This window comes from Streptomyces sp. NPDC111656, from assembly GCF_055656965.1.
Window position 1 is genome coordinate 153,391 of sequence record NZ_JBVKCA010000010.1, and the last position, 24,161, is coordinate 177,551.

Consider the following 24,161-nt stretch of genomic DNA (forward strand, 5'->3'; position numbering starts at 1 on the left):
TCGTACGGATCGAAAAGAACCTCGCACAACCATCGCGGTCGGCCGGAAAACGCTCCTCACCCCCGACCCGGTCCGGTTCGGCACCCCGACACGCGCCCCGCATGCGGCCCGTCACCCGCCCACTCGGCCGCCATACGCGCGGTAACCGCACTACGTACGCACTTCTCGGGGCACTATTGCGGAGTGGCAGCCGCGAGGTCGCCCCAAGGAGCCGCCGGTGTCGGCGCTGCCAAGGGCGGCACCAGAAATGGCGGATCGGGCCGGATGACCGGTTCCGTCCGCGCGATGGGCCGTGCCCTGCACTTCCCGGTGACCGGAACGGCGCGCGGGATCCGCAAGGCGACGCACGCGCACGGGGCGGGCGAATCCGGCCTCGGGAAACTGATCGAGCTGCACGCGGTGAACGGCGCGGGCGATGTCATGATCACCGTCGCGCTCGCCTCCACCGTCTTCTTCTCGGTGCCCACCGACGAGGCACGCGGGCGCGTCGCTCTCTACCTCGCCATCACCATGGCGCCCTTCACCCTCCTCGCCCCGGTGATCGGCCCGCTTCTGGACCGTCTGCCGCACGGCCGCCGGGCCGCGATGGCGGGCGCGATGTTCGCCCGGGCCATGCTCGCGCTGCTGCTGTCGGGCGCGGTCGTGACCGGCGGCCTGGAGCTGTATCCCGCCGCGCTGGGCGTGCTGGTCGCGTCCCGGTCGTACGGGGTCGTACGAAGCGCCGTGGTGCCGCGGCTGTTGCCTCCCCGGTTCTCCCTGGTGAAGGCGAACTCCCGGGTCACCCTGGGCGGGCTCCTGGCCACCGGTGTCGCCGCGCCGATCGGGGCGGGGCTGCAGGCCCTCGGCCCGCGCTATCCGCTCTACGGCGCCTTCGTCATCTTCATCGCGGGCACGTTCCTGTCGTTCACGCTGCCGCCCAAGGTCGACTCGGCCAAGGGCGAGGACCGGGCGCTGCTCGTCGCGGACGAGGAGCATCTGCACCGACCGCAGCTCATCAAGGACAAGCTGCGGCGTCCGGGACTGCGCACCGTCGGTACGGCCGTCACCCACGCCCTCGGCGCCAACGCCGCCCTGCGTTGTCTCTCCGGCTTCCTGATCTTCTTCCTCGCCTTCCTGCTCCGCGAGCACCCGCTCACCGGCGAGAGCGCGGCCGTCTCGCTCGGGATAGTGGGCGTCTCGGCGGGCGCGGGCAACGCGCTCGGCACGGCGGTCGGGGCCTGGCTGAAATCGCGCGCCCCGGAGATCATCATCGTGACGGTCGTCGCGTGTGTGCTGGGGGCCGCGATCACCGCCGCCCTATTCTTCGGGGCCTTCCTGGTGGCCTGTCTGACGGCGGTCGCGGGGTTCTCGCAGGCGCTGGCCAAGCTCTCCCTGGACGCGCTGATCCAGCGGGACGTGCCGGAACTGGTCCGTACGTCGGCGTTCGCGCGCTCGGAGACGCTGTTGCAGGTGGCCTGGGTGTTCGGCGGCGCGATCGGCATCGTGCTGCCCCTCAACGGCACGCTGGGCCTGTCCGTGGCCGCCGCGATCGTCGCCGTCGGGTGGCTGACCACCACGCGGGGGCTGCTCGGCGCGGCGCGGCGCGGGGGCTCGGTGCGCTCACGCGTGGCCTGACGGCGGCACGCCGTACCCCACGTGGGGAGAGCGGTGGACGTGCCCGATAGCCTTCGGCCATGACCTCCCTGCCCCGCGGCAGAGCCGCCAATGGACATCGCCGTCGCGCCGTTGCCGCTCTCGGCGCCGTTTCCGCCGGACTTCTCGTCCTGTCCGCCTGTGACAAGCCGACGCCGCTGGCCACCATCACGGTCGGCAAGAACTCCGTGAGCTCCGAGACCGACTGCTACAACGACGGCAAGGAGGTGAAGACCGCGGACCTGGCCAAGTGCCTCAAGGGCACGGACATCAAGTCCATCAAGGTCGACCCCGACGAGACCGTCCGGTTCGGTGTGGACCCGAAGATCGCCGACAACGGCTGGACGATCCTGATGAACGGTCAGCCGCTGACCGACTCCAGCAAGAAGACGTACCGCACGATCCCGGGCAGCGTGTTCTTCAACGCGCAGTACGGCGCGAGCGGCAACTCCACGCTGGTCTCCATCAAGGAGGGCGACAAGACGGTGACCGGGCTGTGGTCCTTCAAGCTCAAGAAGGACGCCTGATCGCTGTCGCTGGGCTGAAGGTGCTGGTGGCCACCGCCGTTCCCGTGGAGAGGGACGCGGTGGCCGGGGCGTTCACTGCCGCCGGCCGTTCGCTGCGGCTGCCCGGGACGACCCTGGAGCGGCTGTCCCCGGCCTCCCGTGACGGCACTGCCGCCCGCGTGACCCTCGATCTGCTGGCCGCCGGGGTGGGGCCCGCTCCGGCCGCCGCGTCCACCGCGGGCGCGCTCACCGCGGCCGCCCTGGACGGCGCCCCCTACGACCTCGTCGTCTCCACCGGGATCGGGGGCGGTTTTCAGCCTGGGGCCCCGGTGGGATCCCTCGTCGTCGCCGACGAGATCACCGTGGCGGACCTGGGCGCCGAGACCGCGGACGGGTTCCTGCCGGTCACCGAACTCGGGTTCGGGACCGTCAGCCACCGTCCACCGCAATCACTCGTACGAGAAGTCGTGTCGGCCACGGGCGGACGCGCCGGAACCGTACTGACCGTGTCCACCGTGACGGGCAGCGCCGAGCGCGCCGCCGAGCTGCGGGCCCGGCACCCGCGCGCCCTCGCCGAGGCCATGGAGGGCTTCGGGGTGGCCGAGGCGGCCGCCGCGCACGGTGTGCCCGTACTGGAGATGCGCGCGGTCTCCAACCCCGTCGGCCCGCGCGACCGCGCCGCCTGGCGGATCGGAGAGGCTCTCGCGGCCCTCACCGAGGCGTTCGGGAAGCTCGCGCCCGTCCTGGAGAGTTGGAACCCACATGACCCAGACCCAGACCACCAGCCCTGAGAAGACGCTGCAGATCGCGTACTCGCCCTGCCCGAACGACACCTTCGTCTTCGACGCCTGGGCCCACGGCCGCGTCCCGGGCGCGCCCGCGCTCGATGTGACCTTCGCGGACATCGACATCACCAACGGCATGGCCGAGCGCGGCGAGTTCGACGTGCTCAAGGTGTCGTACGCCGTCCTGCCGTACGTCCTCGACGAGTACGCGCTGCTGCCGTGCGGGGGCGCGCTGGGCCGGGGTTGCGGGCCCCTCGTCCTCACCCGGGAGCCGGACGCGGACCTGACCGGGCGCACGGTCGCCGTGCCGAGCGAGCGGTCGACCGCCTACCTGCTCTTCCGTCTCTGGGCCGCGGACACCGTTCCCGGCGGGGTCGGCGAGATCGTCGTCATGCCCTTCCACGAGATCATGCCGGCGGTACGGGACGGGAAGGTCGACGCCGGACTCGTCATCCACGAGGCCCGTTTCACGTACCAGAACTACGGGCTGCACAAGCTCGCCGACATGGGCGAGCACTGGGAGCGCACGACCGGACTGCCCATCCCCCTCGGCGCGATCATCGCCAAGCGCTCGCTGGGCGAGGAGCGCCTGAAGGGCCTCGCCGACGCCACCCGCTCCTCGGTCCGCGCCGCCTGGGACGACCCGGAGGCCTCCCGCCCCTATGTCCTCGAACACGCCCAGGAGATGGACCCGGCCGTCGCCGACCAGCACATCGGCCTGTACGTCAACGAGTTCACCGCCGACCTCGGGGAGGACGGCTACGCCGCGATCCGGGGCCTGCTCACCCGCGCCGCCGCCGAAGGACTGGTCCCGGCACTCGGACCCCACGCGCTGTCGTTCCCCTGATCCCCGGCCGACGGTACGGACGGGGCCGAGGGGCTGATCACGCCCCTCGGCCCGGATACGCCTCCGGCGCTTCCTTCCGCCCGCCCGCGGGCTATACGTCGAGTTGGTCGGCGACCGCACGCAGGAGGCCCGCGATCTTCTTGCCGGAGGCCTTTTCGGGGTAGCGGCCCTTCTCCAGCATCGGCGTGATGTTTTCGAGAAGGGTCGTCAGATCCTGCACGATGGAGGCCAGTTCGTCCGGCTTACGGCGCTGGGCGGCCGCGACGGAAGGGGTCGGGTCCAGGATGGTCACCGAAAGCGCCTGGTCACCGCGCTGGCCGGCGACCACGCCGAACTCCACGCGCTGGCCGGGCTTGAGCACATCTACTCCGGCGGGCAGGACCGAGGAATGAACGAAGACGTCGCCGCCGTCGTCGCGGGAGAGAAAGCCGAAGCCCTTCTCGCTGTTGAACCACTTGACCTTGCCGGTAGGCACGTCTGTCCTCGTCCTCGTACTCGTCGGAAACTGCTCTGAAACTGCACGGGCGCACACTCGGGCCGTTGCACGGGCAACGGTCGAAAACTGCCCCGGATAGCACTACAGCGGGTCGTCGGACCCGCCGGTACCAAGGCTAATGGTCCCGGGGCCGGTGACAAGACGTCGCCGGATTGTTCCTTCGCGCTGGGAACTACCCTGGTCCGGTGCGTGACAAAACCCAACCGAATTCCGCCGAGCCCGGTGACCGGCTGATCCGTGCCGGTGCCATCGTGTTCTTCGTCGGAGCCGTGGCCACACTCGTCACCGTGGCCCCGCTACTCCTCCATACGACGCCTTTCCCTACGTACATGTTCGGCTTGAGCATGTTCATGGGCGTCGGCTTCCTGATTGCCGCGGCGGGGGTGCTGCGGTCCGTCGCCGCGGGACGCCGTCAGGCCCGCGCGATTCAGGCCCGGACGGCCTCCCGGTAATCCCCGCGGTAGTCGCTCAGCCACGCCGGGAACTCCGTCAGGTCGGCCAGCACGACGTCCGCGCCCGCCGCGCGCAACTCCGCCGCGTCGCACGGGCCGGTGGCGACCGCGACGGAGTACGCGTCCGCGGTGCGCGCGCCGCGGACGTCACCGGTGTGGTCGCCGACGTACACGCTCGCGCCGTGCTCCCGCAGTGCCTCTGCCTTCTGCTCGGCCCACAGGTTGCCGACGACCGCGTCGGCGTCGATGCCCAGGTGGTCCAGATGCAGTTTGGCGTTGGGCTCCCACTTCGCGGTGACGACGACCGCGCGCCCGCCCGCCGCGCGGACCGCGGCGACAGCCTCGCGGGCGCCGGGCATCGCGAGTGTGCCGGTGATGGCGTGCACGGGGTACATCTCGCGGTAGAGGTCGGCGATCGCGGGCACCTGGTCCGCCGGGAACCAGTTGATCAGCTCCTCCGCCAGCGGCGGTCCGAGCCGCGTGACGGCCAGGTCGCAGTCGATGTACGTCCCCGTGCGCTCCGAAAGTGCCTGGTAGCAGGCGTGGATGCCGGGGCGGGAGTCGATCAGGGTCATGTCGAGGTCGAAGCCGACGGTCAGCAGGTGGGCAGTCCGGGGGGTCGTCGATGCGATAGGCATATGGACCATTGTGCCCAGGTGCCCACGCGCCCGTGTGGTGGCCGGTGGCGGTCGGTCGCGGGGGTCAGCGGCGTCGCTGTGAGCGCCACACCAGGTACAGCGCAGAGGCCACGGCCGCGCCCCTGACCACCCACGGCCAGGTCTGCGCGACCGCCTCGTTCATGTGCCCCTTGACGATCGGATCGCCCCAGCGGCCGTCCGTACGGCCCCACAGCCAGACGACGCCCGCCGTCACGGCCAGCCCCGGCATGCCGAGCACGGCCCACTTCGACTCGACGGGGCTCAGCCGCCGGGAGGCCCAGGCGATGAGCCAGCCGAGGCCGAGGACGAACCAGTTGCCGAGGACGGCGCCGACGACGAGGAGGACGGCGGCCAGCAGAAGGAGGGGGTTGGTCCAGTTGCCGGGGCGGGGGAGTCGGCGACGGGGCGCGACGGTGACGTCGGGGTCCTCGACGGGGGCGGGCTTTTCTACCTTGGGCGCCTTGGAAGGCTTCGCCGACTTGGAGGGCTTGGAGAACTTGGAGGACTTGGCCGGATCGTCCCCGGTCGCGTCCTCGTCGTCGTCCTCGTCCTCGTCCTCGTGCTTCGGTGGTGGCTTGAGCAGTTCGGGGATCTCCACGCCGCCGACGAATCCCGGCACGCTGTCACCCAGCCCGAACGGGCTGGTGTCCTTGCGCCACCAGTCCGGATCCGCGGAGCTGTCGCCCAGTTCGTGCGTGCTCGCCAGGTGGGGCGGGGAGGGGGCGTCGTCGGTCTCGGTGGGGCGGGGCGCGGGTTTCGGCTCCGCCGGGCGCGGCCTCGGGACGACTCGGCGCAGGCCCTTGGGGCGGTCTTCGGCCTCGCCGGCGCGCTGGGTGGGGACGGCGGCCCAGGTGTCCGTACCGGCCTCGGGGGCGCCCTCGCGGGCGGCGGCGACGATGTCGTCCGGGGTGCCGAGGCGGGAGAGGATGCGGCGGACGGCGGCCGGGCTGTCGACGGGGGCCTTCGCCCGGCGTCGGTCGATCTCGTTGCGCAGCTCCGACACGAGTCGCATGCGGGTGGCCGAGGGCAGCTGGCGCTGCTGGGCCAGGTCTCCGACGCGGCTCAGATAGTCGAATACGAGCTGGTCGCTCTCAATCCCCACGAAGTCCCCTCCGGGGCGCGCACGTTGTAAACCCCGTGGCCACGACGGTACCGCGTACACCCCGAGTTCTTCGCCCCCGCCGCCCCTACCCACCCCATCCCCACCCGGGGGCTCCGCCCCCAGACCCCCGGGTGGGTTCTTCGACTGCGGCCGGGTGGGGGCTCGGCGCGCAGTTCCCCGCGCCCCTGAGGGGCGCCGGGGCGCAGCCCCGTGCCTTAGGGGCGCGGGGAACTGCGCGACCAGCCCCCTCCCAGCCGCAGCCGGACAACACTCCCGGGGTCCGGGGCGTAGCCCCGGGGATGGGGTGGGTAGGGGCGGCGGGGGCGAGAAACCACTACCGTTGAGCGGATGAGCACAGAGGAGCACCCCACGCCGGGCCGAACCCCGGACCCCGCCCCGCAGGGCACCGCTCCGCGCTCCCTCGCGGAAGCCCTCCGCGCCCGGGACGACGCCTCCCTGTCGGCCCTCCTCCGCACCCGCCCCGACCTCATCACCCCCGTCCCCACGGACCTCACCCAGCTCGCCACCCGCGCCGGCACCCGCGCCTCGGTGGTCCGCGCCCTGGAGCGCCTGGACCGGTTCGCGCTCCAGACCGCGGAGGCCCTCGCCGTCGCGTCGGACCCGGCGGCGCGCGACGAACTGCTCGCACTGCTGGCGGGCGACGACAGCGACCCGGCGGTCACGGCGGCGTTCCCGCGCGCTCTGGGGACGCTCCGCGAGCAGGCCCTGGTGTGGGGCCCCGACGACCGCCTGCGCCTCGTACGCACGGCGCGCGAGCTGCTCGCGCCGTCCCCCCAGCACCCGTCCCCCACCGGCCTGGGCCCGACCGTCGCCGAAGCCACGGCCGGGATGTCCCCGGGGCGCATCCAGGAGATCGTGGCCGAGGCGGGGCTGGCGACCACGCACGACTCCGTCTCCGCCGTCGCCTCGCTCACCGGGCTGTTCACCGACCGGGCCCGGATGTCGGCGCTCCTCGACACCGCCCCGGCCGAGGCGGTGGACGTGCTGTCCCGGCTGGTGTGGGGGCCGCCGTACGGCCAGGTGACCGCCGACCCGGCACGCCATCTGCGCTGGCTGATCGACCGCGGGCTGCTGCTGCCGACGGCGCCCGGCACGGTCGTACTGCCCCGGGAGGTCGCCCTGCATCTGCGGGCGGGCCGCGCGCACCGGGCGACGGAACCGGCGGCCCCGGCGGTCGAGGCCGCACGGACACACCGTCCACAGGTTGTGGACAGTGCGGCGGCGGGCCAGGCGTACACGGCGCTCGCCACCGTCGAGGAGCTGCTGAAGGACTGGCACGAGGGCGGGCCCGCGGTACTGCGCGCCGGTGGGCTCAGCGTGCGGGACCTGAAGCGGACCGCGGTGGCGCTGGACGTCGCGGAGCCGATCGCCGCGTTCTGGGTCGAGCTCGCCTACGCGGCGGGCCTGCTGGCCTCGGACGGGGAGGCCGACGAGAGGTACGCGGCCACTCCCGCTTATGACGAGTGGCTGGAGCGGCCCGCCGCCGAACGGTGGGCCACGCTCGCCGCCGCGTGGCTGGCCGCGACTCGTACGGCGGGCCTGATCGGCGGGCGGGACACGAAGGACCGTACGTTGTCGGCGCTGGGCCCCGGCCTCGACCGCTCGGCGGCCCCCGAGGTCCGCCACCGCGTCCTCACCCTCCTCGCCACCCTGCCCGAGGGCGCCGCCGCCACCCCTGACTCGGTCCTCGCCCATCTCCAGTGGGAGCGTCCGCCGCGCGGGGACCGGAGCACGGCCGAGGATCTGCGGGCCCGGCTCGCCCGGTGGACGCTGTCCGAGTCGGAGCTCCTGGGAGTCACCGGCCGGGGCGCCCTCTCGGCGCAGGGGCGGGCGCTGCTGGGGCTGCCGTCGGCGAGCGTGCGGGAGACCGGGACGCGCGCCCCGTCCGGTCCCGGCGACAAGCTCCCCGCCCACAAGCACCACCGCCCCGCCGTCGAGGCCCCCCTCTCCGAAACCCCGCGCTCCCCCGCCGAGCAGGCCGCTGCCGTCGCCCACGCCGCCCGGCTCCTCGCCCCGCTGCTGCCCGAGCCGCTGGACCACGTCCTGCTCCAGGCGGACCTGACCGCCGTCGCCCCCGGCCCGCTGGAGCGGCCCCTCGCCGACACGCTCGGCGTGCTCGCGGACGTCGAGTCGAAGGGCGGGGCGACGGTCTACCGCTTCACCCCCGGGTCGGTACGGCGCGCCCTGGACGCGGGCCGGTCGGCCTCGGACCTGCACGCGTTCCTCACGGCCCACTCCCGCACGCCCGTCCCGCAGCCGCTCGCCTATCTGATCGACGACGTGGCGCGCCGGCACGGCCATCTGCGGATCGGGGCGGCCTCGGCGTACGTGCGCTGCGACGACGACGCGCTGCTGAGCGAGATCCTCGCCGACAAGCGCTCGCAGGGACTGCGGCTGCGCCGCCTCGCACCCACCGTGCTCGCCGCCCAGGCCGACCCGGCGGCCCTGCTGGTGGGCCTGCGCTCGATGGGCTTCGCGCCCGCCGCGGAGTCCGCCGAGGGTGATGTGCTGATCACCCGCGCGCACGCCCACCGCACCCCGCCGCGCTCCGCCCCCGTGCCGGTCCCGGACGGTCCGCCGGTGCCCGACGCCACGCTCCTCGGTGCCGCGGTCCGCGCCATCCGCGCCGGTGACCTGGCCTCCACGACCCCGCGCAAGGACACGCAGGCGTCGGCGCCGGGCAACGGCGAGCTGCCGCGCACCAGCTCCGCCGAGACCCTCGCCACCATGCAGGCCGCCGTCATGACCGGAGAGGCGGTGTGGATCGGGTACGTGAACGCCGAGGGCGCCGCCAGCCAGCGCGTGATCGCCCCGATCCGGGTGGAGGGAGGCTTCGTGACGGCGTACGACCACACCGCGGACGAGGTCCGCACCTATCCGTTGCACCGCGTGACGGGGGTCGCCGAGCTCGCCGACGACCAGCCGTGATCACCGCCCCTTGAGGCACACTGGACGTTTGGCCGGTCATCCGCGCGGGGTGACGGCACGCAGAAAGGGACGGGTGTGAACGGACCCCTCATCGTCCAGAGCGACAAGACCCTGCTCCTGGAAGTCGACCACGAGCAGGCCGACGCCTGCCGTCGGGCCATCGCGCCGTTCGCCGAGCTGGAGCGCGCGCCCGAGCACATCCACACCTACCGGGTGACACCGCTCGGCCTGTGGAACGCGCGCGCCGCGGGCCACGACGCCGAGCAGGTCGTCGACGCGCTCGTCGAGTTCAGCCGCTACCCCGTACCGCACGCCCTGCTCGTCGACATCGCCGAGACGATGGACCGCTACGGACGTCTCACCCTCAGCAAGCACCCGGCCCACGGGCTGGTCCTCACCACCACCGACCGGCCCGTCCTGGAGGAGATCCTGCGGTCGAAGCGGATCATCCCGCTCGTCGGCAACCGGATCGACCCGGACACCGTGGCCGTGCACCCCTCCGAGCGCGGGCAGATCAAGCAGACGCTGCTGAAGCTGGGCTGGCCGGCCGAGGACCTCGCCGGGTACGTCGACGGGGAGGCGCACCCGATCGAGCTGGCGGAGGACGGCTGGGCGCTGCGGCCGTACCAGAAGCAGGCCGTGGAGAACTTCTGGCACGGCGGGTCGGGCGTTGTCGTCCTGCCCTGCGGAGCCGGGAAGACGCTCGTCGGCGCCGGGTCCATGGCGCAGGCCAAGGCCACCACGCTCATCCTCGTCACCAACACCGTCTCCGCCCGGCAGTGGAAGCACGAGCTGGTGAAGCGGACCTCGCTGACCGAGGACGAGATCGGCGAGTACAGCGGGACGAGGAAGGAGATCCGCCCGGTCACCATCGCCACCTACCAGGTGCTGACGACCAAGCGGAAGGGCGTCTATCCCCACCTGGAGCTGTTCGACTCCCGGGACTGGGGACTCATCGTCTACGACGAGGTGCACCTGCTGCCCGCGCCCGTCTTCAAGTTCACGGCCGATCTCCAGGCGCGGCGGCGCCTCGGCCTGACCGCGACCCTGGTCCGCGAGGACGGGCGCGAGTCGGACGTCTTCTCGCTCATCGGGCCCAAGCGGTTCGACGCGCCCTGGAAGGAGATCGAGGCGCAGGGGTACATCGCGCCCGCCGACTGTGTCGAGGTCCGCGTCAACCTCACCGACTCCGAGCGGCTCGCGTACGCCACCGCCGAGACCGAGGAGAAGTACCGCTTCTGCGCGACGACCGCGACCAAGCGGAAGGTGACCGAGGCGCTGGTACGGAAGTTCGCGGGGCAGCAGATCCTCGTGATCGGCCAGTACATCGACCAACTCGACGAACTGGGCGAGCACTTGAACGCGCCCGTCATCAAGGGCGAGACCAGCAACGCGCAGCGGGAGAAGCTGTTCGACGCCTTCCGGGAGGGCGAGATCAGCGTGCTCGTCGTGTCGAAGGTCGCCAACTTCTCCATCGACCTGCCGGAGGCGACCGTCGCCATCCAGGTGTCGGGCACCTTCGGCTCGCGCCAGGAGGAGGCCCAGCGCCTCGGCCGCGTGCTGCGCCCGAAGGCCGACGGCCACCAGGCGCACTTCTACTCCGTCGTCGCCCGCGACACCATCGACCAGGACTTCGCCGCCCATCGGCAGCGGTTCCTGGCGGAGCAGGGGTACGCCTACCGGATCGTCGACGCCGACGAGCTCCTGGCCGACAACTGAACCAGCAGGACCAGCCCCAGCAGGGGGTACGGCGAGGCGAACGGCTGCTGCCACCAGGGGAGACGAAGGTCCAGATCGCCCTGGTGGGGGACCAGCCAGAGGGTGCGGGCCGCGAAGACCGCGGCGGTGGCGGCGGCCGGGCGCGGGCCGTGTTCGGCGTACAGCACGGCGATCAGCGGGACGCACCACACCCAGTGGTGCGACCAGCTGATGGGTGAGATCAGCAGGGCCGTGAGGGCGATGACGAGGACGCCCTGGCGGTCGGTGCGCGCGCGGCGGGCGAGCCACAGTCCCGCCGCCGCGAGGGCCAGCGCGGGTACGGCCCACAGCGGACCCGGTGCCGGGTCCCCCAGCGCCCGGGCGATCAGCCCCTGGAGCGACTGGTTGTCGACGATCCACACCTTGCCGACGCGGCCGGTCTCGTAGAGCCGCCGGGTCCAGAAGTCGACGCTCGCGGCGGGAAGGGCGAGCGCTCCCAGGAGTACGGTCCCGGTGATGGCCGCCAGGGCGGTGGCCGCTTCCCGCCGTCGGCCCCTGAGCAGCAGATACGCCACGAAGACGGCGGGGGTCAGTTTCACCCCGGCCGCGATGCCGAGGGCGATGCCCTTGCCGGGGGCGCCGGGCGGCCGTGTCAGGTCCCAGAGGATCAGGCAGGCGACGGCGAGGTTGATCTGGCCGAAGAGCACGGTCTGGAAGACGGGTTCGAGCCACAGGGCGAGCGCGGTCGCGGCGCAGAGCGCGGGCAGCCGCGTCGGCAGGCCCGCGAGACGGCAGGAGAGCCGGACCAGCACAGCCAGCAGGGCCACGTTCCCGGCGACGAAGGCCGCCTTGAGGACGGACAGCGGAAGCCAGGCCAGCGGGACGAAGAGGACCGCCGCGAAGGGCGGGTACGTGGCGGGCAGCTGCCACTCGGTGACGGTGAACCCGTAGAGATCCGTGCCCTGGACGACGGCCGCGCCCTCGGCCTGGTAGACGAGCGCGTCGGCCATCGGGGTGCGCCGGAGAAGACACAGCGCGGCGAACGCGGCGAGGGAAGCGGTGAGCAGGAGGAAGGGAAGAAGAGCCGCGGGAAGGCGGGAGACGGAGAAACGAGGGGCGGAGAACGGGAGAACTTCGTCGAGTGAGCGATCGGTCACGTTCCGCTGAAGCACGGAGTGACCCTAGTGCCGGGACGGTTCACCCCGGCGGACGGCTCACCGGTGTCGTACGCCCGCCTCCTCCTCGTACTCCCCGAGGAGCACGACGCCGAACGCCGCGCCCACGAAGACCTTGACGGCGCGCAGGGCGTCGCCGACACGGTGGTGGTGGTGGACGGCGGAGAAGGCGGTCGCGCCACGAGCGGCGGGACCGCGCCGGGAAGGGCCTGAGGTGAAGGTTGCTGCGCTCATGTATCCATGATGGAATCCGCGACCCCATATGGCGTCGGCCTATGGACCGAACCTCGGCGGCCTCTCGTACGTCTTCAGGCCTCTGCGTGTACGCCTCACGACGGACGGCGACCCCTAGGGATATGGGGGCCGCATCCCTGATGTCGCGTAGGACGCCGGGAGCGATGCCGCGCACGACGCCGCGAGCGGTCCGCGAAAAAGAGTTGGCCCGGACCTCCTCCCCTGACCTAGAATCTCCGCTCTTGCCCGCCTCCCTCGACGGAGTGCCGCCGCCCGGCCGGAAACCGGACAGCATCCAACGGCTCGACCGCCGTACCCACTCACACGCAGCAGGTCTTCCGGAGGCACCACGTTGTCCACCCCACCCGCCCAGGACCCCCTCTCCCGCGAGCGCGCCCACCTCGGCTCGTCCCGTGCGGCACTGCGCGCGATGCGCGAGGACGTGGAGAACCTCGACATCAAGGACGTCACCGCGAACTGGGTGAACGCCGCGGTCCTCCAGCACCAGATCGACGAGCGGATCAAGGCCCTCGCCGACCTCAGTCACACCCCGCTGTTCTTCGGCCGCCTCGACTATCTGCACGCACCCGGCGCCGACAAGGCGGAGGGCGCGCAGGGCGGGCGTTTCTACATCGGGCGCCGGCACGTGCACGACGCCGAGGGCGACCCGATGGTCATCGACTGGCGCGCGCCGGTGTCGCAGCCGTTCTACCGGGCCTCGAAGAAGGACCCGATGGACGTCGGACTGCGCCGCCGCTTCGGGTACACCGGCGGCGACCTCACGGCGTACGAGGACGAGCACCTGTCCGACCCCTCCGAGGCCGCGGCGACCAGCAAGCTGCTCCAGCAGGAGATCGAGCGCCCGCGCGTGGGCCCGATGCGGGACATCGTGGCGACCATCCAGCCGGAGCAGGACGAGATCGTACGGTCGGGTCTCTCGGGCTCCGTCTGTGTGCAGGGCGGCCCCGGCACCGGGAAGACGGCCGTCGGCCTGCACCGCGTCGCCTACCTCCTCTACGCCCACCGGGAGCGGCTGGCCCGCACCGGCACCCTGGTCATCGGGCCGAACAAGTCCTTCCTGCACTACATCGAGCAGGTGCTGCCCGCGCTGGGCGAGCTCGAGGTCAAGCAGGCGACGGTCGACGACCTCGTCGCGCATGTGGAGGTACGCGGGACGGACGACGCGACCGCCGCCGTCGTCAAGGGCGACGCCCGGATGGCCGAGGTGCTGCGCCGGGCCGTCCGCTCGCATGTGACGCTCCCGACCGAGGGCGTCGTGGTCGTGCGCGGGTCGCGGCGCTGGCGTGTCCCGGCGTACGAACTCGAGACGATCGTCCGGGAGTTGCTGGACCGCGACATCCGGTACGGCGCCGCCCGCGAGGCCCTTCCGCAGCGGATCGCGCACGCCGTGCTGGTCCAGATGGAGCGCTCGGGCGAGGCACCGGACGACCGGGTGCAGGACGCCGTGGCCCGCAACACCGCGGTGAAGGCAGCCGTCAAGGCGATCTGGCCGCCGGTCGACCCGGCCAAACTGGTCCTTCGCCTGCTCACCGACGCCGACTTCCTGGCCGTCCACGCGGACGGAATCCTCGACGAGGACGAACAGAAGGAGATCCTCTGGTCGAAGCCGGTGCGGTCGGTGAAGTCGGCCAGGTGGGCGCCCGCCGACGCCGTGCTGATCGACGAGGCCACCGATCTCGTCCAGCGCACCCACTCCCTCGGCCATGTCGTGCTCGACGAGGCGCAGGATCTGTCGCCGATGCAGTACCGGGCGGTCGGGCGGCGCTGCACGACGGGTTCGGCGACCGTGCTCGGTGACCTCGCACAGGGCACGACCCCCTGGGCGACGCGGAGCTGGGACGAGGCGCTCACCCACCTCGGCAAGGGGGACGCGGTGATCGAGGAGCTGACCGCCGGTTTCCGCGTCCCCACCGACGTCATCACCTACGCCTCCCGACTGCTGCCGCACATCGCGCCGGGCCTGACCCCGGTGGCGTCGGTCCGTGAGAACCCGGGCTTCTTCGAGGTGCGGCCGACGACCGCCGACGAGCAGGTCGTGGACGCCTGCGAGGAGTTGCTGCGCAACGAGGGTTCGATCGGTCTCATCGCCGCCGACGCCCGGATCCCGGCGCTCACCGAGGCGCTGGCGGCGGCGGGGCTGACATACCTGGGCCCCGGCGAGGAGACGACGGCTCAGACCCGCCTCACCCTCGTCCCGGCCTCCCTCGCCAAGGGCCTGGAGTACGACTACGTGGTCCTGGACGAGCCGCAGGCCGTGGTCGACGGAGAACCGGACGAGCGGACCGGACTGCGCCGCCTGTACGTGGCCCTGACCCGAGCGGTCTCGGGCCTGACCGTCACCCACGCGGCCCCGCTGCCGCAGCAACTGGCCTAGCCGGGCGGGCCCTTCGACGGCCGCTACGCGTCCAGGGCCTGCCGCCACTCCCGTACGGCCGCCACCGCCACCGGCCCGTCCCATCCGCCGGGCCGGGCCGCCCCACCGATGTGGAAGGCGTCGATCCCCGCGGCCCTCAGCGGAGGAACGTGATCGAGACGCAGGCCGCCGCCCACCATGATCCGAGGTTCGTAGCCGGGTTCGGTGCGGCGGGCGGCCTCGGCGAGGAGGGTCGGGAGACCGTCGTCCACGCCGTCCGGGGAACCCGCCGTGAGGTACGCGTCCAGGCCCGGCAGGTCCGCGAGCTGCTTGCGCAGGGAGTCGCGGTCGGCGGCGCGGTCGATCGCGCGGTGGAACGTCCAGGGGCAGCCGTCCAGTTCCGCGACGATCCGCTCGACGGCGGACAGGTCGGGACCTCCGTGCTCGTCGAGGAAGCCGAGCACGAACTCGTCCGCTCCGGCGGCCCGCATCTCCTCCGCGAGCCGTACGAGCGCGTCGACGTCCTTGGCGGCGCCCGCCGCGAAGCCGTCCGCCCGCCTCAGCATGACGCGCAGCGAGATGTCGACGGCGGCGCGGATCCCGACGAAGGTCTCCAGCGCCGGGGTGAGCCCGTCGGCGGCCATGTCGGTGACCAGCTCCAGCCGGTCGGCGCCTCCCGCCTGGGCGGCGACCGCGTCCTCCACGCCGAGGGCGATCACCTCCAGGACTGCACGCTTGCGCTCGCTCATGGGGCCTCTTCCTCTGCGGCTACAGGTCTAGTCCAATCTCAGGGTACGCCGCGGCCACCGCCCCCCGCGAGAAGGCCTCGCCGTTTACCGGGGCACATCGTCGGGGCTCCGCCCCGGATCCCCGTCCACCTGGATTCGTTCGTCTGCGGGGCAGTGGGGGCTGATCGCGCAGTTCCCCGCGCCCCCAAGACGGGGCTGCGCCCCGAATCCCCCGTCCACCCGGATTCGTTCGTCTGCGGGGCAGTGGGGGCTGATCGCGCAGTTCCCCGCGGCCCCAAGACGGGGCTGCGCCCCGAATCCCCCGTCCATCCGAATTCGTTCGTCTGCGGGACGGTGGGGGCTCGTCGCGCCGTTCCCCGCGCCCCTGAAGGGGCGCCGGGGCGCAGCCCCGTGCCTTAGGGGCGCGGGGAACTGCGCGACCAGCCCCCACCCAGCCGCAGCCGACAAACCCACCCGGGGGTCTGGGGGCGGAGCCCCCGGGGGATGGGACGGGTAGGGGCGGCGGGGGCGAGGGAAGGCGCTAGGGGCCAAGCAGCCCGAGCAGGAGAATCGACGTATGCCCGACCTCGACGCGCTGCGCACCCGCTGGTCCCACGCCCTCGACGGCGCCCGCTCCCCCGGCGGCCCCGCCCCGACCCCGTACGCGGACAACCTCCTCACCCGCTGGCAGGAGCCCCAGCGCCGCTACCACACCGTCGCGCACCTCACCGCGGTCCTCGACCACATCGACGTACTGGAGGAGTACGCGGACGACCCCGCCCTCGTCCGCCTCGCCGCCTGGTTCCACGACGCCGTCTACCTCCCCGACCGCTCCGAGAACGAGGAACGCTCCGCCCGCCTCGCCGAACGCGCCCTCCCCGAGGCCGGGGTGAGGGAAGCCGAAACAGCCGAGGTCGGGCGTCTGGTCCGGCTCACCGTCACCCACGCCCCGGCCGACGACGACCGCAACGGCCAGGTCCTCTGCGACGCCGACCTCGCGATCCTCGCCTCGGCCCCGGACACCTACGCCGCCTACACCGCCGCCGTCCGCGAGGAGTACGCCTTCGTCCCGGACGAGGCGTTCCGGGCGGGCCGGGCAGCCGTACTGCGTCAACTCCTCGACCTGCCGGGACTGTTCAGGACGCCGTACGGAACACGGGAGTGGGAGGAGCGGGCCCGGGAGAACATCCGGCGTGAGCTCGCCCACCTCACCGAAACCACCCCGGAATCGGCGAACCCGCCCCGGAAGGACGCCAAGTGAGCCGCACCGGTCCGCCGCCCGGCCCCCGCATGCCCCTCGCCGTCTACATCCTCGCCCTCTCCGTCTTCGCCCTCGGGACCAGCGAGTTCATGCTCTCGGGGCTCCTGCCGCCCATCGCCGACGACATGGGTGTCACGATTCCGCAGGCGGGTCTGCTCATATCGGCGTTCGCCATAGGCATGGTCGTCGGCGCGCCGCTGCTCGCCGTGGCCACCCTCCGCCTCCCCCGCCGTACCACCCTCGTCGCGCTCATCGCCGTCTTCGGGCTCGGCCAGATCGCCGGCGCGCTGGCGCCGACGTACGCCGTGCTCTTCGCCTCCAGGATCGTCAGCGCCCTCGCCTGTGCGGGTTTCTGGGCGGTGGGCGCGGCGGTGGCGATCGCGATGGTCCCGGTGACCTCCCGGGCCCGCGCCCTCGCGGTGATGATCGGCGGCCTGTCGATCGCGAACGTGCTCGGGGTCCCGGCCGGTGCCTTCCTCGGCGAGCACCTCGGCTGGCGGTCCGCGTTCTGGGCCGTCGGCGCGGCCTCCGCGATCGCTCTGGTCGGGGTCGTCACCCTCATCCCCCGCATCCCGCTCCCCGACAAGAAGCCGCGGCTCAGGCGGGAAGTCTCCATCTACCGTGACGCACAGATCTGGCTCACCGTCGCTCTCGTGATGCTCGCCGCGGGCGGCGTCTTCTGCACGTTCAGCTATCTCTCGCCGCTGCTCACGGATGTCGCCGGGCTCGACGACGGCTGGGTGCCGAGCGTGCTCGCGCTCTTCGGGGTCGGGGCGCTGATCGGTACGACGATCGGCGGGCGGGTCGCCGACGCGCACCTCTTCGGGGTGCTCCTCTCCGGTACCGCGGCCTCGACCACCGTCCTCGTGGCGCTCGCGCTCCTGGGGCAGTACGCGTTCGCGGCCGTGGCTCTTTCCTTCCTCCTCGGCGTCACCTGCTTCTTCACCGCCCCGGCGCTCAACGCCCGGCTCTTCAACCTCGCCGGGGCCGCCCCCACCCTGGCTGGTGCCACCACCACGGCCGCCTTCAACCTCGGCAACACCGGCGGCCCCTGGGTCGGCGGCACGGTCATCGACGCGGGTCTCGGCTACGCGGCGACGGCCTGGGCGGGCGCGGCCATGACGGTGACGGGCCTGGGGGTGGCCGCGGTCTCGCTGCGCCTCCAGCGCCGTACCCGGGCCTCCCGCGTGGTGGTGTCCATGAACAAGAAGGCCGAAAAAGCCGACAGGACCAACAATCCAGTACGTAACGACGTCTGACCGCGCCTATCCTCAGCCGCATGCGATCCATGGGTGGGGACCAGGTGGAGGAAGCCGTCGCGGGCGCGGTCGCGCTGTTGCGGACGGTGGCCGGGCGGGACTGGGACGCGGTCGGGGCAGGCCGTCTCGAGTGGAGTTGCCGCAGGACCGCCGAGCACATCGCGGACGATCTCCTCGCGTACGCAGGCCAGTTGGCGGGGCGGGCCACCACGGCGTACGTGCCCTTCGAGATCACCCTGGACGACGGCACCGACAACGCGGGCGTCGTCGACGTGATCGAGACGACCGGCGCCCTGCTCGCCGCCGCCGTGCGCACCACGCCGCGCGAGGTGCGCGCCTTCCACCCCTACCCGTTCCGCAGCGCGAACCGCGAGGGCTTCGCCGCGATGGGTGTCACCGAGGTGCTGCTGCACACGCACGACATCGCGCAGGGTCTCGGGGTCGCCTACGAGCCGCCGGCCGAGCTCTGCGCGGACGTACTCTCCCGGATCTTTCCGCACGTCAGGCCGGGGTCCGAGCCGTGGCCCACGCTCCTGTGGGCGACCGGCCGCGGCGAGCTGCCCGGCCGCGCGCCGCTCACCGAGTGGCGCTGGAGCAACAACCTGGTGATCGAGGCCGGACGGCTCACCCTTCAAGGAGTCACCCCGGCGGCCGCCGCCGATCTGCGCGCGGGCGGCACCGGCGGCTTCGAGTGGATCGAGGGCGGCCCCTTCGACGGCACGCGGGACGCCGCCGGAATGGTCATGAAGGCGTACGAGAGCGGGGTGCACCGCCCGGAGTGGGGCATGTTCGTGCTCGTACGGACCGAGGACGGCCGGGCGGTCGGCGCGATGGGCTTCCACGGCGCCCCCGACGAGAACGGCCGCGCGGAAGTCGGCTACGACCTCGCCGAGAGCGCCCGCGGCCACGGCTACGCGACCGAGGCCCTGCGCGCCCTGGCCGCCTGGGCCCTCGCCCGCGACGAGCTCGACGTCCTCTTCGCGGCCATAGAGCGGACCAACGCGCCCTCCCAACGGGTCATCGCGCGCGCCGGATTCACCCGGGTGAGCGAGGACGAGGAGGAGTACGCGTACGAGCTACGCGCGCTGGATCCGTCGCTGCGGGTGTACGCCCGTACGGACTGACCTCCGCCCGCCGGGACGGGCCGACCGGTCCGCCTACCGACCGACGTACTTGCGCCGGCGCAGCCCCGCCCCGTACAACAGCCGCACCACCTCGCGGCTGCTGACCTCCACTGCCCCGGCGCGCACGGCGTCCGCGTACCGGTGGGAGGGCAGGTCGTAGTGATCGCGCTCGAAGGCGCGCGGAGGTACGCCCAAGTCCGCGGCGAACAGGTGCAGTTCGTCGTACGAGACGTCGCTGACCAGGTGCGACCAGAGCCGCCCGTGCCCCGGCCAGGCGGGTGGGTCGATGTAGACGGTCACGAGGACGGCATCTCGCCGGTCGCCGACCCCAGGCATCCCACGGACGCGACCTTCACGCCCGCCTTGTGGCAGACCCAGTGCGGATCGGGCCCGAGCTCCGGCTCGACGTCGAGGGCGTGCGGGTCGCCCGAGCCGCAGACCGGACACAGCGGCCACCGCCCGTACCGCTCCAGCAACGCGTCCTGTACGTCCTGGGCGACGAGCCCGGCCACATAGCCGACGCCCTCCGGCCACTGTTCGACCCACCATCGGCGCTGCACCACCGAGTCCTCGACGAGCGAGACGACATCCGCCTCGGCGACCTCTCCCGCGACGAGATCGGCGAGAACGAGGGCGCGGGCCGCGTGCAACGCCTGCTCCAAGGGGGTGACGGGATGGCTGGTGGGGTCCATGCACCCATTGTGCGCACCCTTGACCGCATACCCCAGCAGAAAATATCTTTCACAAGTGACCCCACACGTGAAGGAAATTTTCGCCGGTGAGGCTCCGCCCGCTCCCGCCGCCCTCGCGGCCAAGGTGCGGACGCTCGCCCCGTCGATGACCCGCTCCATGCAACGGGTCGCCGAGGCCGTCGCCGGCGACCCGGCCGGCTGCGCGGCCCTCACGGTCACCGGCCTCGCCGAGCTCACCGGCACCAGCGAGGCCACGGTCGTGCGCACCGCCCGCCTGCTGGGCTACCCCGGCTACCGCGACCTGCGCCTCGCGCTCGCGGGCCTCGCCGCCCAGCAGCAGTCGGGCCGCGCCCCCGCCGTCACGGCGGACATCGCGGTCGACGACCCCATCGCGGACGTCGTCGCGAAACTCGCGTACGACGAGCAGCAGACCCTCGCCGACACCGCGGCGGGGCTCGACACGGTCCAGCTGGGCGCGGCCGTCACCGCGCTCGCCGCCGCCCGCCGGATCGACATCTACGGCGTCGGCGCGTCCGGCCTCGTCGCCCAGGACCTGGCCCAGAAGCTGCTGCGCATCGGACTCATAGCCCACCCGCACAGCGATCCGCACCTCGCCGTCACCAACGCGGTGCAGCTGAAGGCCAAGGACGTGGCGATCGCGATCACCCACTCCGGCTCGACGGGCGACGTCATCGAGCCGCTGCGGGTCGCCTTCGAACGCGGGGCGACGACGGTCGCGATCACCGGCCGTCCGGACGGGCCCGTCACGCAGTACGCCGACCACATACTCACCACGTCCACGGCCCGCGAGAGCGAGTTGCGTCCCGCGGCGATGTCGTCGCGCACCAGCCAGTTGCTGGTGGTGGACTGTCTGTTCGTGGGGGTCGCCCAGCGGACGTACGAGACGGCGGCGCCGGCGCTGTCCGCGTCGTACGAGGCGCTGGCGCACCGGCACAGCCCTCGGCGCCGTATGCGGTAGCGCTCCGCTGGGAGCCTGTAAGAACTGGATGCCGTCGTCACTCTGCGGGCCCGTTGTGGCTGGTCGCGCCCACGCGGCGGAGCCGCATATGTTCGCAGCCCCGCGCCCCTGAGGGGCGAGCCTTCACCACCCCGCGTTGAAAAGAGCCGTTCGTCATGACCTTTTCCACCGCCGACGCCTCCTCCAACCACCAGTCCCTGCGGGCGGAGTTGGAGACGTTGACCACTGAGGCGTTCCGTCCTGAGCTGTCCCAGATCGACCGGCTGTCGACCCTGGAGATCGCGAAGATCATGAACGCCGAGGACGCGACCGTGCCGACGGCCGTCGCGACCCAGCTGCCCCGCATCGCCGCCGCGATCGACGCCGTGGCCGAGCGCATGTCCCGCGGCGGCCGGCTGATCTACGCGGGCGCGGGCACCGCGGGCCGCCTCGGCGTGCTGGACGCCTCCGAGTGTCCGCCCACCTTCAACACCGACCCGTCCGAGGTCGTGGGCCTGATCGCGGGCGGCCCGAGCGCCATGGTCACCTCGGTCGAGGGCGCCGAGGACTCCAAAGAGCTGGCCGAGGCCGACCTGAAGGAGCTCTCCCTGACCCCCGACGACACGGTGGTCGGTGTCTCCGCCTCCGGCCGCACCCCGTACGCCGTCGGCGCGGTCGAACACGCCCGCGCGCGCGGCGCGTTGACGATCGGCCTGTCCTGCAACGCGCACAGCGCGCTGGCCGCCGCGGCCGAGCACGGCATCGAGATCGTCGTCGGGCCCGAGCTGCTGACCGGCTCGACCCGCCTCAAGGCGGGCACGGCGCAGAAACTCGTCCTGAACATGCTCTCGACGATCACGATGATCCGTCTCGGCAAGACGTACGGGAACCTGATGGTCGACGTCCGCGCCTCGAACGAGAAGCTGCGGGCCCGCTCCCGCCGTATCGTCGCCCTCGCGACCGGCGCCTCGGACGAGGAGATCGAACAGGCCCTCGCGGCCACCGACGGCGAGGTGAAGAACGCCATCCTCACCATCCTCGGCGGCGTGGACGGGCCCACGGCGGCCCGCCTTCTGGAGGAGAGCGACGGCCATCTGCGCGCGGCGCTCGCCGCATCGACGGGCTGACCAGCACCCTCGGGGGGTGCGCACAACCAACGACCTCACCCCCCATGCCGCCACGGCCGCCGCGATCCTCCCCCTGGTCGGCGGCGCCGCGAACGTCACCTCCGTCGCCCACTGCATGACCCGCCTGCGCCTGGGCCTGCGGGACCGGACGCTCGTACGCGAGGACGCTCTGCGGTCCCTGCCCGCCGTACTGGGCGTGGTCGCGGACGACGACAGCTACCAGATCGTCCTGGGGCCGGGCACGGTCGCGCGGGTGACCCCCGAGTTCGAGGCACTCGTCACCGGCACGGCCGGTGCGCCGGTCAGCGGCACGGCCGACGCGCTGGCCGCACGCGGCGCCGAGTGGAAGGCGGCCCGGCAACAGCGCAACGCGACCCCCCTCAAACTCCTCCTCCGCCGGATCGCGAACATCTTCGTCCCCCTGATCCCCGCCCTGATCGGCTGCGGAGTCATCGCGGGCCTGGGCGGCCTGCTGGTCAATCTGGGGTGGCTGCCCTCCCTCACCCCCGCCCTCGCCGCGATCGCCTCCGGCTTCATGGCCCTGATCGCGGTGTTCGTCGGCCACAACACGGCGAAGGAGTTCGGCGGCACCCCGGTCCTGGGCGGGGCGGTGGCGGCGATCGTCGTGTACGCGGGGGTCGCGAAGGTGACGGCCTTCGGCATGACCCTGGCGCCGGGCCAGGGCGGGGTACTCGGCGCACTGGCCGCCGCGCTCCTGGGAACGTACGTGGAGAAGTGGTGCCGCCGCTGGGTCCCCGAAGCCCTCGACGTCCTCGTCACCCCCACCCTCACCGTCCTGCTCACCGGCCTGGTGACGCTCTACGTCCTGATGTACACGGCAGGCGAGCTGTCGACGGCCATCGGGACGGGCGCGAACTGGCTCCTCGACCACACGGGCGTCTTCGCGGGCCTGGTCCTGGGCGGCCTGTTCCTCCCCCTGGTGATGCTGGGCCTGCACCAGGCCCTGATCCCGCTGCACACCACCCTCATCCAGCAGCAGGGCTACACGGTCCTGCTCCCCGTCCTGGCGATGGCGGGCGCCGGGCAGGTCGGCGCGGCACTCGCGGTCTACGTCCGCCTCCACCACGACCAGTCCCTCCGTACGACGATCAGATCGGCGCTGCCCGCGGGCCTCCTGGGCGTCGGCGAACCCCTGATCTACGGCGTCTCGCTCCCCCTCGGCCGCCCCTTCGTCACCGCCTGCGCGGGCGGGGCGGCGGGCGGCGCGTTCGTCGGCTTCTTCTCGATGCTCGGCGACAAGATCGGCTCCACGGCGATCGGCCCCTCGGGCTGGGCGCTGTTCCCCCTGCTCAAGGGCACGGGCGGACTGGCCCTGACGGCGGCGGTCTACGCGGGCGGGCTGCTGACGGGGTACGCGGTGGGTTTCGCGGCGACGTACTTCTTCGGCCTCGCAAGGACGGTCGGGGGCACTGTCAGCGGCGTGTGCGATTCTTCGAAGGAGGGGCAGGACACCGACCCGGGAGGGAATCCACCACCGTGAACCACGCACAGCTGACCGCCCTCGGCCGCGCCCTGCGCGTGCTCGGCGAGCACGGCGACGCGCTGAACGCCGACACGCCCGACGCGAAGCTGCACGAGGTGAAGGCCGACCTGAAGCGGGCGCTGGACCTGCTCGAGGAGACGGTGACGACGGCGGTGCCCACGACGCGCTGCGCCGAGCACCCCAATGGCCCGGTGGACGAGGGCGCCGTCGACCTCTGTCTGCTCTGCGAGACACGGCGGCGCACCGCCCGCCGCACCGAGGTCAACGACGCCTTCCCGCAGGGCCGCCCCGGCGGCGCCGACGAGGCACCCGAGCGCACGATGTCCCGGTACGGCGTGCGGGCCGACCGTCCCCAGCCCCAGCAGCGCTGGCTGCCGGAGGTGTGGACAGGACAGGCGTGGCAGCTGTGCGGCACCCCGCGCCGCGACCGCGTCGAGGCGGAGCGGTATCTCGCCGCGGAGCGCCGCACCCCGCGCCCCGGCATGGCCTACCGCCTGGTCCACGAGTTCACGGACTACGAGGTGCTGCGCATCTGGGGCACACCGGTGAAGGTGGACATCGAGCCGATGGGCAACCTGTAGCCGATCCGGCCCCCTTGG

General features: G+C 72.6%; 23 protein-coding genes. 15 read left to right on the plus strand and 8 right to left on the minus strand.

The annotated features are described in order from the left end of the window. Nucleotides 1–183: 183 nt before the first annotated feature. Genes ACZ7M3_RS28280 through ACZ7M3_RS28295 form a run of 4 tightly spaced genes read left to right on the plus strand, consistent with a single transcriptional unit; the run spans nt 184 to nt 3,770 of the window. A complete protein-coding gene (locus tag ACZ7M3_RS28280; RefSeq protein WP_472066681.1) occupies nt 184–1,614 on the plus strand; it encodes an MFS transporter in 1,431 nt (476 codons plus the stop codon). Between the two features lie 59 nt (nt 1,615–1,673). Continuing rightward, nucleotides 1,674–2,159: a DUF2771 domain-containing protein gene (locus tag ACZ7M3_RS28285; RefSeq protein ID WP_067371854.1), complete on the plus strand. Its 486-nt coding sequence runs from the start codon at nt 1,674–1,676 to the stop codon at nt 2,157–2,159. A gap of 26 nt (nt 2,160–2,185) precedes the next feature. Beyond that, the gene (locus ACZ7M3_RS28290) at nt 2,186–2,929 is read left to right on the plus strand and encodes a futalosine hydrolase (RefSeq protein ID WP_452970934.1); all 744 of its coding nucleotides are present in this window, start codon (nt 2,186–2,188) and stop codon (nt 2,927–2,929) included. Further along, nucleotides 2,901–3,770, plus strand: a complete 870-nt coding sequence (locus ACZ7M3_RS28295; protein ID WP_472066683.1) for a 1,4-dihydroxy-6-naphthoate synthase — start codon at nt 2,901–2,903, stop codon at nt 3,768–3,770. Before ACZ7M3_RS28290 ends, ACZ7M3_RS28295 begins: the two co-directional genes overlap by 29 nt. A gap of 91 nt (nt 3,771–3,861) precedes the next feature. Here ACZ7M3_RS28295 and ACZ7M3_RS28300 read toward each other — a convergent pair whose 3' ends face one another. Next, on the minus strand, nt 3,862–4,245 hold the full coding sequence (locus ACZ7M3_RS28300) for a cold-shock protein (protein WP_054235168.1): 384 nt from the start codon (nt 4,243–4,245) through the stop codon (nt 3,862–3,864). Between the two features lie 206 nt (nt 4,246–4,451). Here ACZ7M3_RS28300 and ACZ7M3_RS28305 point away from each other — a divergent pair, with 206 nt between their 5' ends. Beyond that, entirely contained in the window at nt 4,452–4,718 is a 267-nt protein-coding gene (locus ACZ7M3_RS28305) for a hypothetical protein (RefSeq protein ID WP_351308056.1), read from the plus strand. Here the strand turns inward: ACZ7M3_RS28305 and ACZ7M3_RS28310 are convergent. Together ACZ7M3_RS28310 and ACZ7M3_RS28315 are read right to left on the minus strand one after the other, a co-directional pair. Continuing rightward, a complete protein-coding gene (locus ACZ7M3_RS28310; protein ID WP_472066685.1) occupies nt 4,694–5,356 on the minus strand; it encodes an HAD family hydrolase in 663 nt (220 codons plus the stop codon). The two genes, ACZ7M3_RS28305 and ACZ7M3_RS28310, sit on opposite strands and share 25 nt — an antisense overlap. Before the next feature lie 64 nt (nt 5,357–5,420). Beyond that, the gene (locus ACZ7M3_RS28315; RefSeq protein ID WP_472066687.1) at nt 5,421–6,479 is read right to left on the minus strand and encodes a hypothetical protein; all 1,059 of its coding nucleotides are present in this window, start codon (nt 6,477–6,479) and stop codon (nt 5,421–5,423) included. 348 nt (nt 6,480–6,827) lie between these two features. On the opposite strand from ACZ7M3_RS28315, the gene ACZ7M3_RS28320 reads away from it, so the two are divergent. Together ACZ7M3_RS28320 and ACZ7M3_RS28325 are read left to right on the plus strand one after the other, a co-directional pair. Then, nucleotides 6,828–9,428 (plus strand): helicase-associated domain-containing protein, encoded by a 2,601-nt coding sequence (locus ACZ7M3_RS28320; protein ID WP_472066689.1) that lies wholly within the window; start codon nt 6,828–6,830, stop codon nt 9,426–9,428. 75 nt (nt 9,429–9,503) lie between these two features. Continuing rightward, complete coding sequence (locus ACZ7M3_RS28325; RefSeq protein WP_351308044.1) at nt 9,504–11,147, plus strand: DNA repair helicase XPB; 1,644 nt, start codon at nt 9,504–9,506, stop codon at nt 11,145–11,147. Here the strand turns inward: ACZ7M3_RS28325 and ACZ7M3_RS28330 are convergent. Together ACZ7M3_RS28330 and ACZ7M3_RS28335 are read right to left on the minus strand one after the other, a co-directional pair. Continuing rightward, entirely contained in the window at nt 11,105–12,193 is a 1,089-nt protein-coding gene (locus ACZ7M3_RS28330; RefSeq protein ID WP_472066913.1) for a glycosyltransferase 87 family protein, read from the minus strand. The two genes, ACZ7M3_RS28325 and ACZ7M3_RS28330, sit on opposite strands and share 43 nt — an antisense overlap. 147 nt (nt 12,194–12,340) lie before the next feature. Next, a complete protein-coding gene (locus ACZ7M3_RS28335) occupies nt 12,341–12,535 on the minus strand; it encodes a hypothetical protein (RefSeq protein WP_472066691.1) in 195 nt (64 codons plus the stop codon). Nucleotides 12,536–12,887: 352 nt separating this feature from the next. On the opposite strand from ACZ7M3_RS28335, the gene ACZ7M3_RS28340 reads away from it, so the two are divergent. Next, complete coding sequence (locus ACZ7M3_RS28340) at nt 12,888–14,930, plus strand: HelD family protein (protein WP_472066693.1); 2,043 nt, start codon at nt 12,888–12,890, stop codon at nt 14,928–14,930. Nucleotides 14,931–14,953: 23 nt separating this feature from the next. Here the strand turns inward: ACZ7M3_RS28340 and ACZ7M3_RS28345 are convergent, their stop codons facing one another. After that, nucleotides 14,954–15,658, minus strand: a complete 705-nt coding sequence (locus ACZ7M3_RS28345; RefSeq protein ID WP_472066695.1) for a copper homeostasis protein CutC — start codon at nt 15,656–15,658, stop codon at nt 14,954–14,956. A gap of 556 nt (nt 15,659–16,214) precedes the next feature. On the opposite strand from ACZ7M3_RS28345, the gene ACZ7M3_RS28350 reads away from it, so the two are divergent. Genes ACZ7M3_RS28350 through ACZ7M3_RS28360 form a run of 3 tightly spaced genes read left to right on the plus strand, consistent with a single transcriptional unit; the run spans nt 16,215 to nt 19,281 of the window. Continuing rightward, nucleotides 16,215–16,898, plus strand: a complete 684-nt coding sequence (locus ACZ7M3_RS28350) for an HD domain-containing protein (protein ID WP_472066697.1) — start codon at nt 16,215–16,217, stop codon at nt 16,896–16,898. A 29-nt stretch (nt 16,899–16,927) separates the two neighbouring features. Beyond that, on the plus strand, nt 16,928–18,157 hold the full coding sequence (locus ACZ7M3_RS28355) for a Cmx/CmrA family chloramphenicol efflux MFS transporter (RefSeq protein WP_472066915.1): 1,230 nt from the start codon (nt 16,928–16,930) through the stop codon (nt 18,155–18,157). Nucleotides 18,158–18,177: 20 nt separating this feature from the next. Next, nucleotides 18,178–19,281: a GNAT family N-acetyltransferase gene (locus ACZ7M3_RS28360; RefSeq protein WP_472066699.1), complete on the plus strand. Its 1,104-nt coding sequence runs from the start codon at nt 18,178–18,180 to the stop codon at nt 19,279–19,281. A gap of 33 nt (nt 19,282–19,314) precedes the next feature. Here the strand turns inward: ACZ7M3_RS28360 and ACZ7M3_RS28365 are convergent, their stop codons facing one another. Next, nucleotides 19,315–19,581, minus strand: coding sequence for a DUF4031 domain-containing protein (locus ACZ7M3_RS28365; protein ID WP_054235190.1), 267 nt, complete (start codon nt 19,579–19,581; stop codon nt 19,315–19,317). After that, nucleotides 19,578–19,973 (minus strand): hypothetical protein, encoded by a 396-nt coding sequence (locus tag ACZ7M3_RS28370; protein WP_355305848.1) that lies wholly within the window; start codon nt 19,971–19,973, stop codon nt 19,578–19,580. Before ACZ7M3_RS28370 ends, ACZ7M3_RS28365 begins: the two co-directional genes overlap by 4 nt. A gap of 55 nt (nt 19,974–20,028) precedes the next feature. Between ACZ7M3_RS28370 and ACZ7M3_RS28375 the strand changes: the two genes are divergently transcribed. The 4 genes from ACZ7M3_RS28375 (at nt 20,029) to ACZ7M3_RS28390 (ending at nt 24,143) form a co-directional block, all read left to right on the plus strand. Then, a complete protein-coding gene (locus ACZ7M3_RS28375; RefSeq protein ID WP_472066701.1) occupies nt 20,029–20,952 on the plus strand; it encodes a MurR/RpiR family transcriptional regulator in 924 nt (307 codons plus the stop codon). A gap of 155 nt (nt 20,953–21,107) precedes the next feature. Continuing rightward, nucleotides 21,108–22,058, plus strand: coding sequence for an N-acetylmuramic acid 6-phosphate etherase (gene murQ / locus ACZ7M3_RS28380; RefSeq protein ID WP_472066703.1), 951 nt, complete (start codon nt 21,108–21,110; stop codon nt 22,056–22,058). Between the two features lie 16 nt (nt 22,059–22,074). Beyond that, nucleotides 22,075–23,559, plus strand: coding sequence for a PTS transporter subunit EIIC (locus ACZ7M3_RS28385; RefSeq protein ID WP_472066705.1), 1,485 nt, complete (start codon nt 22,075–22,077; stop codon nt 23,557–23,559). Next, nucleotides 23,556–24,143 (plus strand): hypothetical protein, encoded by a 588-nt coding sequence (locus ACZ7M3_RS28390; protein WP_067371811.1) that lies wholly within the window; start codon nt 23,556–23,558, stop codon nt 24,141–24,143. The genes ACZ7M3_RS28385 and ACZ7M3_RS28390 overlap by 4 nt, the downstream gene beginning before the upstream one ends. Nucleotides 24,144–24,161: the final 18 nt, after the last annotated feature.